The organism is Neiella litorisoli, assembly GCF_014773395.1.
Lineage (GTDB): Bacteria > Pseudomonadota > Gammaproteobacteria > Enterobacterales > Neiellaceae > Neiella > Neiella litorisoli.
This window is the reverse complement of the sequence record NZ_JACXAF010000013.1, coordinates 113,419-128,412: the sequence shown is the minus strand read 5'-3', so window position 1 is coordinate 128,412 and position 14,994 is coordinate 113,419. Positions and strand designations below refer to the sequence as shown.

Annotated in this window: 13 protein-coding genes; 2 read left to right on the top strand and 11 right to left on the bottom strand. The window is 49.9% G+C overall.

Translation table 11 applies throughout. The annotated features are described in order from the left end of the window. Positions 1–5: 5 nt before the first annotated feature. The 4 genes from IC617_RS11175 to IC617_RS11160 form a co-directional block, all read right to left on the bottom strand. Positions 6–191, bottom strand: a complete 186-nt coding sequence (locus IC617_RS11175) for a DUF3012 domain-containing protein (RefSeq protein ID WP_191145072.1) — start codon at positions 189–191, stop codon at positions 6–8. A gap of 84 nt (positions 192–275) precedes the next feature. After that, positions 276–764: a retropepsin-like aspartic protease gene (locus IC617_RS11170; protein ID WP_191145071.1), complete on the bottom strand. Its 489-nt coding sequence runs from the start codon at positions 762–764 to the stop codon at positions 276–278. A 465-nt stretch (positions 765–1,229) separates the two neighbouring features. After that, entirely contained in the window at positions 1,230–1,727 is a 498-nt protein-coding gene (ilvN, locus tag IC617_RS11165; RefSeq protein ID WP_191145070.1) for an acetolactate synthase small subunit, read from the bottom strand. After that, a complete protein-coding gene (locus tag IC617_RS11160) occupies positions 1,727–3,445 on the bottom strand; it encodes an acetolactate synthase 3 large subunit (RefSeq protein ID WP_191145069.1) in 1,719 nt (572 codons plus the stop codon). Before IC617_RS11160 ends, ilvN begins: the two co-directional genes overlap by 1 nt. Before the next feature lie 360 nt (positions 3,446–3,805). Between IC617_RS11160 and IC617_RS11155 the strand changes: the two genes are divergently transcribed. Next, positions 3,806–4,519: a DUF3581 family protein gene (locus IC617_RS11155; protein ID WP_191145068.1), complete on the top strand. Its 714-nt coding sequence runs from the start codon at positions 3,806–3,808 to the stop codon at positions 4,517–4,519. Here the strand turns inward: IC617_RS11155 and IC617_RS11150 are convergent. Then, positions 4,516–5,370: an SdiA-regulated/phytase-like domain-containing protein gene (locus IC617_RS11150; RefSeq protein WP_191145067.1), complete on the bottom strand. Its 855-nt coding sequence runs from the start codon at positions 5,368–5,370 to the stop codon at positions 4,516–4,518. The two genes, IC617_RS11155 and IC617_RS11150, sit on opposite strands and share 4 nt — an antisense overlap. A 185-nt stretch (positions 5,371–5,555) precedes the next feature. On the opposite strand from IC617_RS11150, the gene IC617_RS11145 reads away from it, so the two are divergent. After that, entirely contained in the window at positions 5,556–5,840 is a 285-nt protein-coding gene (locus IC617_RS11145) for a YebG family protein (protein WP_191145066.1), read from the top strand. 61 nt (positions 5,841–5,901) lie between these two features. Here IC617_RS11145 and lpdA read toward each other — a convergent pair whose 3' ends face one another. The 6 genes from lpdA to ampD all read right to left on the bottom strand — a co-directional run bounded on the left by lpdA (position 5,902) and on the right by ampD (position 14,857). Beyond that, complete coding sequence (gene lpdA / locus IC617_RS11140; protein WP_191145065.1) at positions 5,902–7,326, bottom strand: dihydrolipoyl dehydrogenase; 1,425 nt, start codon at positions 7,324–7,326, stop codon at positions 5,902–5,904. Positions 7,327–7,459: 133 nt separating this feature from the next. Next, the gene (gene aceF, locus IC617_RS11135) at positions 7,460–9,397 is read right to left on the bottom strand and encodes a pyruvate dehydrogenase complex dihydrolipoyllysine-residue acetyltransferase (RefSeq protein WP_191145064.1); all 1,938 of its coding nucleotides are present in this window, start codon (positions 9,395–9,397) and stop codon (positions 7,460–7,462) included. 11 nt (positions 9,398–9,408) lie between these two features. Beyond that, on the bottom strand, positions 9,409–12,069 hold the full coding sequence (gene aceE, locus IC617_RS11130; RefSeq protein WP_191145063.1) for a pyruvate dehydrogenase (acetyl-transferring), homodimeric type: 2,661 nt from the start codon (positions 12,067–12,069) through the stop codon (positions 9,409–9,411). 68 nt (positions 12,070–12,137) lie between these two features. Next, positions 12,138–12,920, bottom strand: coding sequence for a pyruvate dehydrogenase complex transcriptional repressor PdhR (pdhR, locus tag IC617_RS11125; protein ID WP_191145062.1), 783 nt, complete (start codon positions 12,918–12,920; stop codon positions 12,138–12,140). 253 nt (positions 12,921–13,173) lie between these two features. Then, positions 13,174–14,226: a regulatory signaling modulator protein AmpE gene (gene ampE, locus IC617_RS11120; RefSeq protein ID WP_191145061.1), complete on the bottom strand. Its 1,053-nt coding sequence runs from the start codon at positions 14,224–14,226 to the stop codon at positions 13,174–13,176. A 58-nt stretch (positions 14,227–14,284) separates the two neighbouring features. Further along, on the bottom strand, positions 14,285–14,857 hold the full coding sequence (gene ampD / locus IC617_RS11115) for a 1,6-anhydro-N-acetylmuramyl-L-alanine amidase AmpD (protein ID WP_191145060.1): 573 nt from the start codon (positions 14,855–14,857) through the stop codon (positions 14,285–14,287). Positions 14,858–14,994 lie beyond the last annotated feature (137 nt).

Sequence of the window (14,994 nt, the reverse complement as noted above, 5' to 3'; positions counted from 1 at the left end):
ATGGGTTACTTCGGCCGTGCTAAATCGCCGAATATGCAATATTGAGCATAGTCCTGAGCTTCAGACTCGGTCCATAAAGTTTTGTCGGTCTGGGCTTGTTTGTCACACCACTGAGGGCTACCAACATCACCACAGCAGGCTTGCAACAACATCAGCAAACAAGCCGCAACACTATAACGGATAGGTTTCAAAACGAATTCCTGAGTAAATAAGAGACATACCCGCTAATGAATAATCGAATGTAGCGGTGATTACAACCAACGGCCTTAAGGCCTTCACCAATTGAGCGTCAGCGTTTGCTGCTGATAATTGACAATACCCTGATGTTTGACCAAAAAATCAGTGCCTAGAATGCCCACAATCGGCTGTGGTCCAGAGATCCGACGAATGTGATGCAAGTCGGTCGTATAGAAATCTGGGGTCGGGAACACCGCCATGCCGATTTCCAAATCGACGACATCCAAGTCTTTCATCGACTGGCGCTTGGTGCCTAAACCCGCTAATTTCGTGCGGCTCCGATTGGGACTAATATCAATACCTAACTCTCTGGCGGTGCGCTTATCAAGTAAGGAAATTCCCGCGGCAGTATCAATCAACATGGCTCTGGGTTGCATGCCGTTGAACGAGACTTCAATAATCAAGTGACCGCTGTCAGCCAAAGAAAACGGCACCACCACCTGTTTGGCAGGCTCAATCGCATTGGCCGCAAAAATTACGCATAGGCACGTTAGTGACGCCACAAACCGGATGACGATATTGGTCATGATTCACCCCCCCACCTAGCCCGACCAGATTCCCAAAGGGAATAATTTAGTAATTATGTCATAGCAGTGAAATATTGCAGGAAGGGCGAAATTGATTCTGGATCTGAATCAAATGAAATGAGATCTGAAGCAGTGTCTGGCCACAAAAACGACAAAAGCCAGGCTCAAGGCCAAGAGCCTGCTGGTCTTTGGTGTATGAATTTTGTTCGCTCAAAATGCTCTTTTGAGCAAGAAACGAGCTATGACGTATAGCAATCTATACAAATAGCGAGTGACGTAGCGAAATGAGCATTTTGACGAACCCTTCGGGCAGCGTTTATTGGCAATTTATTCAGCGTCAGCGATTATTCATTGACGACCAGTCAACTTCATAACCGCTTCCTTGCCTAAATCACCAATAAATTGCTGCAAAAACACACAGCAAAGAGCAACAGGCTCTAGCTTTGACAACACTAGATGCTGGGATTATTGACGTAGCGCGCGCTCACCGCGAGCGACACCAGCAACACCGGTGCGAACCACTTCGATAATCTCGGTGGTATCGCGAACCGCAGCGATAAAGGCATCAAGCTTATCGCTGGGTCCAGTCAACTGAACGGTATACAAGGAGTTGCTTACATCAACAATCTGACCACGGAAGATATCAGCAGTGCGTTTAATCTCTTCACGAGTTGCGTTGCCATTGGCTCGTACTTTCGCCAGCATCAACTCGCGCTCGACATGGGCGCCGTCGGTTAAATCCGCAACCTTGAGGACATCAACCAACTTATTAACTTGCTTGGTGATCTGCTCAATAACCTGATCATCACCCATGGTCGTAATGGTGATCCGCGAGAGCGTTTCATCATCGGTCGGTGCCACGGTTAACGATTCAATGTTGTAACCGCGCTGGGAAAACAAACCAACAATTCGCGATAACGCACCCGGTTCATTTTCAAGCAAAATAGAAAGAATACGTCTCATTAGGTGCGCTCCGTCTTCGATAACCACATGTCGTCCATGGCGCCAAATTTAATCTGCATTGGGTATACGTGCTCTGCAGGATCAATTCGAATATCCATAAACACCAAGCGATCCTTCATGGCAAAGGCATCGGTCATGGCTTGCTCCAAGTCGGCAGGATCATCAACCCGCATACCGACATGGCCATAGGCTTCTGCCAACTTGACAAAGTCAGGCATCGATTCCATGTAAGAGTGCGAGCGACGGCCAGAGTAGAACATCTCCTGCCACTGCTTGACCATGCCCAATGCGGCATTATTCAGGGAAATAATTTTCACCGGAATATTGTATTGCAAACAAGTCGATAGCTCTTGAATGTTCATCTGAATCGAGCCATCACCGGTGATCACGGCCACATCAGCATCAGGGAATGCGGTTTTCACCCCCATTGCCGCAGGGAAGCCAAAACCCATGGTGCCCAAGCCGCCAGAGTTAATCCACTGACGAGTTTTCTTGTAGGGGTAGTAGAGTGCGGCGAACATTTGGTGCTGGCCAACATCAGAACAGATGTAAGCATCACCATTAGTGACCTTGTGCAACATTTCAACCGCATATTGCGGCTTGATCACTTCAGTTGATTTCTCGTAATTCAAACATTTACGAGCGCGCCATTCGTTAATGGTCTGCCACCAGCTCGATAATGCGTCTTGATCCAGTTGTGCATCTGCTTCATCCAACTGCTGCATCATTTGCTCAAGAACGGTATCCACGCTGCCAACAATCGGAATATGGGCGGTTACGGTTTTGGAAATGCTGGTGGGATCGATATCAATATGCACGATACGAGCATTCGGGCAAAACTTGCTGACGTTGTTAGTGACGCGGTCATCAAATCGGGCGCCCACAGCAAAAATCAAATCGGCATTGTGCATGCTCATGTTGGCTTCATAGGTACCATGCATGCCCAACATCCCCAAAAACTGGTCATGCTCACCAGAAATGGCGCCCAGTCCCATCAGGGTGTTAGTAATCGGTAAATTCAGCTTTTCAACGAATTGGGTGATCAGTTGCTGTGCGTCTGCTGCCACGGCGCCGCCGCCAACGTAAACCACTGGCTTTTTCGCAGACAGAATTGCAGCAACCGCTTTTTTGATTTGGCGGGTATGGCCGCGAGTCGTTGGGTTGTACGAGCGCATGTTGACCGTTTCCGGAAACTTGTACGGAAACTTCAACTGCGGGTTTTGCACATCTTTCGGCAAATCGACCACCACTGGGCCTGGCCGACCGGTCGAGGCGATGTAAAATGCTTTGCGAATCGCTTCTGGGATTTCTTCAGCACTTTTGACCAAAAAACTGTGCTTCACAACCGGTCGAGAACAACCGATCATGTCGGTTTCTTGGAATGCATCCATGCCGATCAGGGTCGTTGGCACCTGACCTGACAGCACGACCATAGGAATGGAGTCCATGTAGGCAGTAGCGATACCGGTAATGGTATTGGTCGCCCCTGGCCCTGAAGTGACCAGACAGGCACCAACTTCGCCCGTGGCGCGAGCGTAGCCATCAGCCATGTGCACCGCAGCTTGTTCGTGGCGGACTAGAATATGTTCGATGTCGCTGTGCTGAAACAGCGCGTCGTAGATGTCGAGAACGGAACCACCGGGGTAGCCGAAAAGGTGTTTTACGCCGAGATCAGTGAGGGTTCTTACCACCATCTCAGCGCCAGATAATTGTTCCACGCGAGGGCCTCTTGACTATTATTTTGAATAATTGCGCTTTAACCTTTGTCAACCCTTAAATGGAAATTTTTTCATTTAAAGAGGTAAAGCTGACGTTACAGCGCAAGAGTGCAGTAAATAGGGTATTAAAGTCAATCGATTTAACCGGATTAGCGGAGAAAACTGACCAAAATAGATTGTAGATTCAAGGCGTTTAAAATGCATCTGAGTCTCATTTTTATTGCCTTGACGCGCCGCGGCCAACTCTTGGGCGCTGGTCTTATCTGCGGATCATACCTTCCAATGGTATAAACTGCCGCTATTTTAATCACAGAGCATTCAAACAGGGCCATAAATGGCTCCAGTTGTAGTACAAAAACTATGGTTTTAGAAACTTTCTATCAGCGTCAACTTGATTCGGTCACGATTTCCGCTGAGCAAGCTAGTCGATTTGCCAAGCGTATCGCCGGTGACTTCAACCCAATCCACGACGCCGATGCAAAACGTTTTTGTGTGCCCGGTGATTTGTTATTTGCCATCGTATTGAACGAATACGGTATCCAATCGCAGATGGATTTCAAATTTGAAGGCATGTTAGGTGCTGACCGAACCATTGTTCTGCCACCGCGCGAGGGCTCTGAATTAACCATTTGCGACAAAGAGTCCGACAAGGTTTACTTGAACGTCAACAGCAGTGGCGAAAACCGCGCCTATTGCCCTGAGGTCGAAACCTTAATTCGCAATTATGTCGCCTTTTCTGGCCAAAATTTCCCATACATCTTAGTGCCGCTAATGAAACGCCATGGCGTCATGATTAACCCCGCGCGACCACTCGTGATGTATGAAAGCATGTCTTTACAACTGCAACATTTAAACTTCCGCAACCCTGAACTCAGTCTTGCCAAAACCGAGCTTGAGGTGAACGGCAAACGCGGCGATGCCTTTTTGCATTTTAATATTCATGACCAAGGCGAGCTTATCGGCACCGGTCGTAAAAAGATGGTGCTCAGCGGTTTGCGCGATTTTTGTGCCGAGCAAATGGCCGCGATGGAACAAGCCTACCTGCAACGCAAAGACGCACTGCCAAACGACTAGGGTTGAGCTGCCATTTCAATCAGCAGCGCAGGCTTAAAGAGCATCTGCTCTTGCGCCAACCAAAGACGACGCTGCTGATCCATACAAACCGCTTCGATTTGGCCCAGTCCAGTCAGCGATTTGGTGGCCAGTAGCTGAAAATTATCATCCAGTTGAGCAATAAACGGCTTTAGTTTCGGCAAGCCTTTGCTGTTATAGCCAACCAGCCAGTATTGCTTAGCAACGGGATCGAAGTGGGCGCCAGTGATCATGCCCGGCAACTCGGCAATGGTCGCCACCGGTTCAATCACTTGATGCTGTTGCCTTGGTATCATTCGATATACCCGTGCGACATTGCTTTGCCAGCTTTTCGAGAACACAATCAACTGACCTTGATCAATGGTTATCGCCTCGGCGTCTAAGTCGTGATGAACGCTGGTCACTGGATGCTGATCGTAGTCAGCAAACTCAAAGCTGAAACTACTGGCATCGGCAGCAATGCCTTTGTTCACACTCGCCAACGCAACGCGATGAATCTTCATGGCTCGATGATGACCATGATTATTGCCAATATCGGCAACATATAGCTGGCCATCGGCATAACTCAGTGCTTCCCAATCGCGGTTATTCAGCGCGGAATGGATGCGACCGACAATTTGGCCCTGATCGCCGAGCTGAAAAATAATCGCCGGATTGCCAGAGTCATTGATGGTGTATTTGCCGTCACTGGTGCACGCCAAGCCTGAAGCCTCTGCGATTTCAGCAGGCAACGGGTGCTTTGCAACGATTTCGTAGTGCTCGAGGCCAGCGGCAACAACACCACTAGTGAACCAGCAAGCCAACAAGGCACTCAACGCTCTTGTTACCATCAAATTGTTTGCCTCGGGATAAAATCAAAGCGTGCAGACTAGCAAATCCACCATTTGCTGCAAGCCTCGTTTGAATACAACTGTACAGATAACCAGTATCCTGTTAACTTGTAGCCAGTCGTCGGTGAATGACAACACCGAATGACATTCAAGTGGGCGAATTGGGGATTGGCGAATGAGGAGAAATCATGGCAGTTGAAACCCGCTATGTCGTTGTGCGCAATGGCGAGGAGGTCAAAACGTTCGTGGACAAGAAGCAAGCTGATGAATATGACCGCATGCTGGACATGGCAGCGGCAATGGAAGATCTGGTCACTGCATCGGGAATTAAAATAAGCGAAGATGCCTTGGAGCAACTCGGCGTTTATCTGGCGGAAAATCGCGAGGAAGTGTTATATGCCTTGCAAGCCAAACGTCGCCCGCAGCCGAAAAAGCCTAAGCCAGAACAAGCAGCGGAACCAGACGCTGCATAGCAACCCGTTCAAGCAATAAAAAAGCTGGCAGATGCCAGCTTTTTTAATGGTCGATTCAAGCTTACTTTTTCTTCGCCTTTGGATTTGGCAAATCAGTAATCGAACCTTCGTACACTTCTGCCGCAAGACCAACAGATTCGTGCAAGGTTGGGTGAGCGTGAATGGTCAGCGCGATGTCTTCGGCATCACAACCCATTTCAATCGCCAAGCAGATTTCGCCCAACAATTCACCGGCGTTCTTACCAACAACCGCACCACCAAGTAAACGATCTGTTTCTTTATCAAAGATCAGTTTGGTCATACCGGTATCAGCATCAGCAGCAATTGCACGACCAGAAGCAGCCCATGGGAAAGTGGCCGTTTCAAACTTGATGCCCGCTTCTTTGGCTTCTTTTTCGGTCATACCCGCCCAAGCAACTTCTGGGTGAGTGTAAGCGATTGATGGGATCAGCTTAGGTTCGAAGAAATGCTTCTTACCAGCGATGTTTTCAGCGGCCACATGGCCTTCATGCACACCTTTGTGAGCCAACATAGGCTGACCGACGATGTCACCAATAGCGAAGATGTTTGGTACGTTCGTGCGCATTTGCTTATCAACGGCGATAAAGCCACGCTCATCAACCGCGATACCGGCTTTTTCAGCATCCAGCAGTTTACCGTTTGGAGTCCGGCCAACGGCAACCAACACGGCGTCATAACGAATCGCAGCGTTTGGCGCATTCTTGCCTTCAAAACTGACGTAGACACCGTCGTCTTTGGCTTCAACCGCAGTCACTTTGGTTTCAAGCATCAGCTTGAATTTTTCTTTGATCTCGCGGGTATAAACGCGAACCACATCTTTATCAGCTGCAGGGATCAGTTGGTCCATGAACTCGACCACTTCAACCTGCGCACCCAATGAGTGGTAAACCGTTCCCATTTCTAGGCCGATAATACCACCACCTAGAATCAACATTTTCTCCGGCACAGTTTCCAGTTTCAGGGCATCAGTGGAGTCCCAGATTCGTGGATCGTTGTGTGGAATAAATGGCAACTGGATTGGGCGGGAGCCGGCAGCAACAATGGCATTGTCGAAGTTGACAACCGTTTTACCATCAGCGCCTTCCACTTCAATGGTGTTAGCGCCAGTGAATTTGCCGTAACCGTTGACGACTTTTACTTTACGCATTTTCGCCATGCCGGCTAGGCCACCGGTCAGCTTGGCGATGACTTTATCTTTCCAGATGCGGATCTTATTGATATCCGTTTGTGGCTCACCAAACACCACACCGTGCGCGGCCATGTTTTTGGCATCTTCAATCACTTCTGCAACGTGCAGCAGTGCTTTTGAAGGAATACAACCCACGTTCAAACAAACGCCACCCAAAGTATCGAAACGCTCAATCAATACGGTTTCCATACCCAAATCCGCGCTGCGGAAGGCAGCTGAATAGCCCGCAGGGCCAGCACCAAGTACCACCACCTGGGTTTTGATTTCGTTACTCATTACGACCTCAAATATAATTCTTTTCTAGTTGTTCGATGATCCGATTCGCTCGAGGGTACGAGGCTTCGGCAATATAACTTAGGGTCAGTTAAAACGCCAAGAGCCGGGATGAACCCGGCTCTGGCAACTGACTTTACATGACGAGACGACGGATATCGCTCAACACGTTGTTCAGCTCAGTGATGAAGCGTGCACCATCGGCACCATCAATCACCCGGTGGTCGTACGACAATGCCAGCGGCACCATCAGACGCGGTTCAAACTCAGAACCATTCCACTTCGGCTTCATATCAGATTTCGACACACCCAAAATCGCAACGTCAGGCGCATTGACGATTGGGGTGAACTGAGTACCACCGATGCCACCAAGGCTTGAAATGGTGAAGCAGCTGCCTTGCATATCAGCAGCGGTCAACTTACCACCGCGGGCTTTCTTGCTGATCTCGCCCAATTCCTGAGTGATCTCAATAATGCCTTTCTTATCGACATTACGCAGTACTGGAACAACCAAACCGTTAGGTGTATCAACCGCAACACCGATATGAATGTATTTCTTCATGATCAGGTGATCGCCATCTGGGTCCAGCGAGCTGTTGAACTTAGGATAAGTTTCCAACGCTTTTGCAGCTGCCTTGATGATAAAGGCCAACGGCGAAATCTTGTAACCAAGGTCACGCTTCGCTGCAATGGCATTCTGCTCTTTGCGGAACGATTCCAGATCAGTGATATCAGCTTCGTCGAACTGAGTGACGTGAGGAATGGTTACCCAGTTACGATGCAGATTCGGTCCAGAGATCTTCTGAATACGGCTCAACTCAACCTTTTCGATTTCACCAAACTTGCTGAAATCAACGCGCGGTTGCGCCAGAACAGATAGACCACCACCGCTGACGTTGGTGTTGCCACTTGCCTTCGGACGTGACAGCTCTTCTTTAACATAAGCTTGGACGTCTTCTTTCAGGATCCGACCTTTACGACCAGTGCCTTTGACCTTACTCAGGTCAACGCCAAACTCGCGAGCAATGCGGCGCACAGCTGGTGAAGCATGGCCAACGGCACTCGCTTTTTGGTTAGAACCTGGGTGATCTGAAACTGGCGGCGGCTTCGAGGCTGCAGACGGAGCGGCAGCAGGTGCAGCTTTCGGTGCTGCCGGAGCCGCTGGCGCAGGAGCTGCAGCAGGGGCAGCTGCGGGCGCGTCGCTCACTGTTTCTAGAAGGGCAATCAAAGTGCCTTCAGCAACTTTCTCACCAACAGCAACTTTGATTTCTTTCACCGTACCAGCAAATGGTGCAGGTACTTCCATCGAGGCTTTATCGCCTTCGACTTCAATCAAACCTTGCTCAGCTTCAACGGTATCGCCAACGGCAACCAAAATTGTCGTGACATCAACTTCATCACCGCCGATGTCAGGAATTGTTACTTCCTTCACTTGTGCCGCAGCAGGAGCAGCCGGAGCTGCAGCTGATGCAGGTTCAGCAGCGGCTGGCGCTTCAGCAGCTGCCGGCGCAGCAGCGCCCGTTTCGATGCGAACAATCAAGGTGCCTTCGGCAACTTTGTCACCCGCACTAACGATGATTTCTTTGACAGTACCGGCTACTGGCGAAGGCACTTCCATCGACGCCTTATCGCCTTCGACTTCAATCAAACCTTGCTCAACTTCAACCGTATCGCCAACGGCAACCAGAATAGTGGTGACATCAACTTCATCACCGCCGATATCTGGCACCGCAACGTCTGCAACCGCGCCACCTTCTGTAGGAGTGGCAGCAGGAGCAGCGGCTGGCGCTTCAGCAGCAGGTGCTGGCGCGGCTTCTTCTGCAGCTGGCGCATCGGCGCCAGTTTCCAGAATCACGATCAAGCTGTCTTGCGAAACTTGGTCACCAACGGCAACTTTGATTTCTTTCACGGTGCCAGCAAACGGCGCTGGCACTTCCATCGACGCTTTGTCGCCTTCGACTTCAATCAAACCTTGCTCTGGTTCAACTTGCTCGCCAACTTCAACGAGAATACCAATTACGTCAACGGCATCCGCGCCAACGTCTGGAACCAGAACTTCTTTCAATTCGGCCATTTGTATTCTCCTTAAGCGTACAGTGAGTAGACTTTGTCGACATCCAGACCGAACTTCTCGATCGCTTCTGGAACGACTTTAGCGTCTAGGTCACCGTTCTTAACCAGTTCGCTCAGTGCAGCCACAACAACATATGGTGCGCTGACTTCGAAGTGATTACGCAAGTTCTCACGGCTATCAGAACGGCCGAATCCATCGGTACCCAACACCTTGTATGGCGCAGGCACATAAGCGCGGACCTGATCAGCGAAGATACGCATGTAGTCGGTCGTTGCCACAACTGGCACGTCCTTAGCCAACACTTTAGTGATGTAAGCTTCTTTCGCTTCAGCACCTGGGTGTAGCATGTTGTGACGCTCAACATCGTTACCATCACGCGCAAGCTCAGTGAATGAAGTAACTGAGAACACGTCAGCATCAATGCTGTAGTCGCTGGCCAAGATTTCCGCTGCTTCGCGAACATGGCGCAAAATGGAGCCACAACCGAGCAGTTGTACTTGCGCCTTCTTCTTAGCGTGATCCAGCTTGTAGATACCTTTGATGATGCCTTCTTCAACACCTTCTGGCATCGCTGGCTGAACGTAGTTTTCGTTCAACGTGGTGATGTAGTAGAACACGTCCTCCTGGCGCTCACCGTACATCCGATCCATACCTTCTTGTACGATCACGGCAATTTCGTAACCGTAAGCTGGGTCGTAAGAGATACAGTTTGGAATCGTCGCCGACTGCAGATGGCTATGACCATCTTCGTGCTGCAGACCTTCACCGTTTAGCGTTGTCCGGCCTGAAGTACCACCAATCATGAAGCCACGAGCGCGTAAGTCACCAGCGGCCCAAGCTTGGTCACCGATACGTTGGAAACCGAACATCGAGTAGTAGATGTAGAACGGAATGGTTGGCGCATCGTTTACAGAGTAACTGGTAGCCGCAGCCATCCAAGAACTCATTGCACCACCTTCGTTAATGCCTTCTTGCAGTACCGCACCGGTTTTGTCTTCACGGTAGTAAGCCACTTGGTCAGCATCTTGCGGAGTGTACTTCTGGCCACCGTGGGCATAAATACCGACCTGACGGAACAAGCCTTCCATACCGAAAGTACGGGCTTCATCCGGAATAATCGGCACAATGCGCTTACCAACACTCTTGTCTTTCAACAAAGCAGTCAGGACGCGAGACAACGCCATAGTAGTTGAGATCTCACGGCCGTTTGAGCCATCCAACACTTGTTGGAATGCTTTGAGCTTAGGAATATCCAGCGATTCGCTGAACTTCACCCGACGCTGTGGCAAGTAGCCATGCAATGCCGCGCGGCGCTCACGCAGGTAGACCATCTCTGGGCTATCTTCTGCAGGCTTGTAGTACGGCAGGTTCTCAATGTCGTTGTCGTTAATTGGAATGTTGAAACGATCACGGAAGTGCTTGACCGCATCCATGTTCATTTTCTTGACGTTGTGAGCGATGTTTTTACCCTCGCCCGCATCGCCCAAACCGTAACCTTTCACCGTTTTAGCCAGAATCACTGTAGGACGACCTTCAGTGGCAACTGCTTTGGCATATGCCGCATAGACTTTGGCTGGATCGTGACCACCACGGTTCAAGCGCCAGATGTCTTCATCTGACATGTTGGCAACCATTTCAGCGGTTTCTGGATACTTACCAAAGAACTTCTCACGGGTGTAAGCGCCGCCTTTGGCTTTACAGTTCTGGTATTCACCATCAACGGTTTCTTCCATCAACTGCAGCAACTTGCCTGAAGTATCACGGTTGATCAGAGCGTCCCAGTAGCGGCCCCAAATCACCTTAATTACTTCCCAGCCAGCGCCGCGGAAAGTACCTTCCAACTCTTGAATGATTTTGCCGTTACCACGGACCGGACCATCCAAACGTTGCAGGTTACAGTTCACAACGAAGATCAGGTTGTCGAGGTTCTCGCGAGTTGCAAGACCAATAGCACCCAATGATTCTGGCTCATCAATCTCACCGTCTCCCAAGAAACACCATACTTTCTGATCCGAACAATCTTTAATGCCACGGTCAGTTAGGTACTTGAGGTAACGAGCTTGGTAAATGGCCTGCAGTGGACCCAGGCCCATCGAAACTGTTGGGAACTGCCAATAATCAGGCATCAACTTCGGGTGCGGATAAGAAGACAGGCCTTTGCCATCAACTTCCTGACGGAAGTTATCCATTTGCGATTCGCTGAAACGACCTTCTAAGAAAGAGCGGGCGTAAATACCAGGAGCGATGTGGCCCTGGAAGTAAATCAGGTCGCCGCCATCTTTTTCGTTCGGTGCACGCCAGAAGTGGTTGAAGCCAACATCGTATAACGTCGCACTAGAGGCGAAAGAAGAAATGTGGCCACCCAAGTCTAAATCTTTTTTCGATGCTCGCAGAATGGTCATCAAAGCATTCCAACGGATGTAGCCGCGGATCTTACGCTCTAATTCCATATTGCCGGGCATTTGCGGCTCTTGCGATGGTGGAATGGTGTTCAGATAGGCGGTAGTCGCGGTGTAAGGCAGGTGCGCACCGCTGCGACGTGCTTTTTCAATCAGTTGCTCAAGCAGGTAGTGAGCGCGTTCTGGCCCTTCCTGCTGCAAGACGCCAGCGAGGGCATCAAGCCATTCCCCAGTTTCTTGGGGATCGACGTCATGCTCGAGATGATCAGACATGCCGTATTCCTTCTTTCAGAGTAATTAGTTGCAAAAACAAACTGAGCGAGTTGTCGCTTGGTCTGTCGTTAATTCGTCTCACTGCGAACTCGGCGCAGTGAGCGCTCCATCCGCGTTGTTTGGCGGCTGACGTCAAGGAGGGTTTCCTCAATGTAAGCCAAATGCTCATGGCTAGCTTGTCGTGCCAGCTCTGGTTCTCGTTTGACAATCATGCTAAGCAGATGTTTTCTGTGGTTGAACACAGACTGCTGAGCTTCGAGGCTCCGCAACATCTGCCGCAAATTATCTTCAATATTTTGCTGCAGCAAAGGCTTTAAGCAATGCATTACCTGTAATACCACTGCGTTGTGGCTGGCTTCCGCCATCTTCAGATAAAAGCCCATCACTGCATCGGCGTGGGTGTGTATGGTGGCATCAGTTAACTTGACACTGGCGATGTCGTCAATGCATTGCGCTAACTGTTCATCATCGGTTTCGGTGCCACGCAAGGCTGCATAATAAGCGCAGATGCCTTCTAATGCATGGCGAAACTCTAATAAATCGAACTGCGATTCAGGGTGATTGACCATCAGTTGAAACAAAGGTTCTGCTACGTTCTGCCAGCTGTCTTCGCTGACAAAAGTGCCGCCGCCTTGTTTTCGGTTTAACAATCCTCTGGCTTCAAGCTTTTGGATTGCTTCTCGTACGGATGGTCTGGACACGTTGAACTGGCTAGCCAGTTCGCGTTCCGATGGCAACTTTTGTCCAGGAGCCAACACCCCTTCGATGATCATGCGCTCCAATTGCTCAACGATAGCGTCGGCAAGTCGCGCTTGTTTCACCGAATTAAATGAAGGTTTGATCTGAGTCATGTTGCCCTTGGTTAATTGGTCATACCATTTAGCCAGCAAAAATCTATCAGACCAAGGGTGCTGTGTCTAGCCTTAAACACAGGGCCTTTTGCTGCCTCATAAATAAACCCCGTCAAACGTAGGCCTAATCGCCCGAGTAATGTGGTCGGACCATTTAGACTAGTTCTCATTTCGATTTACTTTGAGACAAAAATAAACCGAGCCAACAAGTGACTCGGCTTATTTGCTTTGACAATCAGCTCATTACCATTGATCAGCTGACGCTACCGTACAAGGTCAGAATTGCCACCACGCTCAACACCAGCAGGACGTTGCGTTTGGCAATTTCAACGAATTTGCCAACACTGACCACACAAGTTGGGTTGTGAGGATCGGCAATTTCTTCAGCAGCCAGCGAGACTCGAACTAAATGCGCTTTTGGCGATTCCTCGGTATTGACTAAGTGCTCCAGCCACACAGGCATCGCCTTGCCAAAGTTCCCCACCAGTGTGAGGCCAAGCGACGCCAGTCGAACCGGAATAAAGTCGAGCCAACGCAGCAACTCCGAGGCAACAGTAGATTGCGGTTGCTCGGTCAACTCGTCTAGTTGTTGTTCCAATCCAGATACTTCGCCATCGTCATCAACCTGCAGCGCATCGGTATCAATATCTTGCTCTGGCGCCGCCACTTGGCTTCGTTCCTGATCGGCTAGTGTTCTGAGGGTGGCATAAAAAGCGACACCGACTGGGCCAAAAATGACCAACCAAATCATCACGGCAATGTAATAGCGGTAGTTGACCCATGCGAGGGTCTGGCCAACCCCCTGCTCTAAATTTACCTGTGGTGACTGCTCGGGCTGCTCTAGGGGTTCATCGTCATCAAGCAGCTCGGCGGCTAGCTCAACATCTTTTGGCAGCGGCGATTGACTGTGCTGAGCGCTTGGCTCGCTATCCGATAAGGCGCCCAACTCTTTGGCCACCATGTAGCAAGCTTGCTCATCTTCACGCCGCGCTGCGCGCAGAAACTGTTTGTATGCTTTTCTCGCCTGCAAACACCCCATTGCGACTGTGATCACTAACACAGTCACCACCAAACTAAGCAGGCCAAATAAAGCGCCTTCGACCACTTCCAGCACTAGCCAGACAATCAGTGCCGGAATGGCCGCGATGGCAACCATGCCGATCGGCGCATCAAACCAGCCTTGGGTGGTACGATTTTTTTTCAGGGTGTCGAACAGTGATTCAACATAAGTGGCGAACTGCCATTTTGGCGACGGTAACACAACCCGCTCCAAAGCGAGGGCAAAAAGAAGAGCGAGTAACGTCATGGCATTATTCCAGCTAGTCAGTTTTAAATGTTTAAAACACTCGTTGTCGAGTTGTCCCTTAAGCGTTTAGCGCCAATTGGGAACGGAAATAGCCCCAATCAAAAGCTACCCCAGGATCGGTTTTGCGGCCAGGAGCAATGTCGCAATGGCCAACAATTTTCCCCAATGAAATAGTAGGATAGCGCAACATTAAGGCTTTTGTGATGGCAATTAAACGCTGGTACTGAGCAGAAGTAAAGCCGCTGTCGTCGGTTCCTTCTAATTCAATACCAATCGAAAAATCATTGACCCGCGTGCGGCCTTGAAAACTCGACACGCCAGCATGCCAAGCGCGCAGATGAAACGGCACATATTGCTTAACCTCGCCTTGGCGATTGATCACGCAATGAGCCGACACTCGTACGCCTTTCAGCTGGGCAAAGAATGGATGAGCGGAGCAGTCGAGCGTCCCCATAAAAAGATCATCAATATAGCTATGACCGAACTCGCCCGGCGGCAACGTAATGTTGTGGATCACCAACACACTGGGCTGCTCATGTTGCGGACGCTCATCGTAATGAGAGCTCGGGCGCTGTTGCACGCCGACTAAACAATGGTGGTCATCAATTTCGGCACGTTCGAAGATGGGCATAGGAAATAACAGCCTTATAAAGCACGACTAATTAGTTTAATTGTGCCGGATGTAATGAAAAATCTCAGGCAAAACACGGCCATTGGCCAATAGAAATACTGTGCAGTTGCTCACAGAGAGGGTAAACTATGGCGCAA

Coding starts and splice junctions, on each gene's coding strand:
- ampD (WP_191145060.1), bottom strand. CDS start 14,857: ATGCCCATCTTCGAACGTGCCGAAATTGATGACCACCATTGTTTAGTC.
- IC617_RS11155 (WP_191145068.1), top strand. CDS start 3,806: ATGGTTTTAGAAACTTTCTATCAGCGTCAACTTGATTCGGTCACGATT.
- IC617_RS11170 (WP_191145071.1), bottom strand. CDS start 764: ATGACCAATATCGTCATCCGGTTTGTGGCGTCACTAACGTGCCTATGC.
- aceE (WP_191145063.1), bottom strand. CDS start 12,069: ATGTCTGATCATCTCGAGCATGACGTCGATCCCCAAGAAACTGGGGAA.
- IC617_RS11145 (WP_191145066.1), top strand. CDS start 5,556: ATGGCAGTTGAAACCCGCTATGTCGTTGTGCGCAATGGCGAGGAGGTC.
- aceF (WP_191145064.1), bottom strand. CDS start 9,397: ATGGCCGAATTGAAAGAAGTTCTGGTTCCAGACGTTGGCGCGGATGCC.
- ampE (WP_191145061.1), bottom strand. CDS start 14,226: ATGACGTTACTCGCTCTTCTTTTTGCCCTCGCTTTGGAGCGGGTTGTG.
- ilvN (WP_191145070.1), bottom strand. CDS start 1,727: ATGAGACGTATTCTTTCTATTTTGCTTGAAAATGAACCGGGTGCGTTA.
- lpdA (WP_191145065.1), bottom strand. CDS start 7,326: ATGAGTAACGAAATCAAAACCCAGGTGGTGGTACTTGGTGCTGGCCCT.
- pdhR (WP_191145062.1), bottom strand. CDS start 12,920: ATGACTCAGATCAAACCTTCATTTAATTCGGTGAAACAAGCGCGACTT.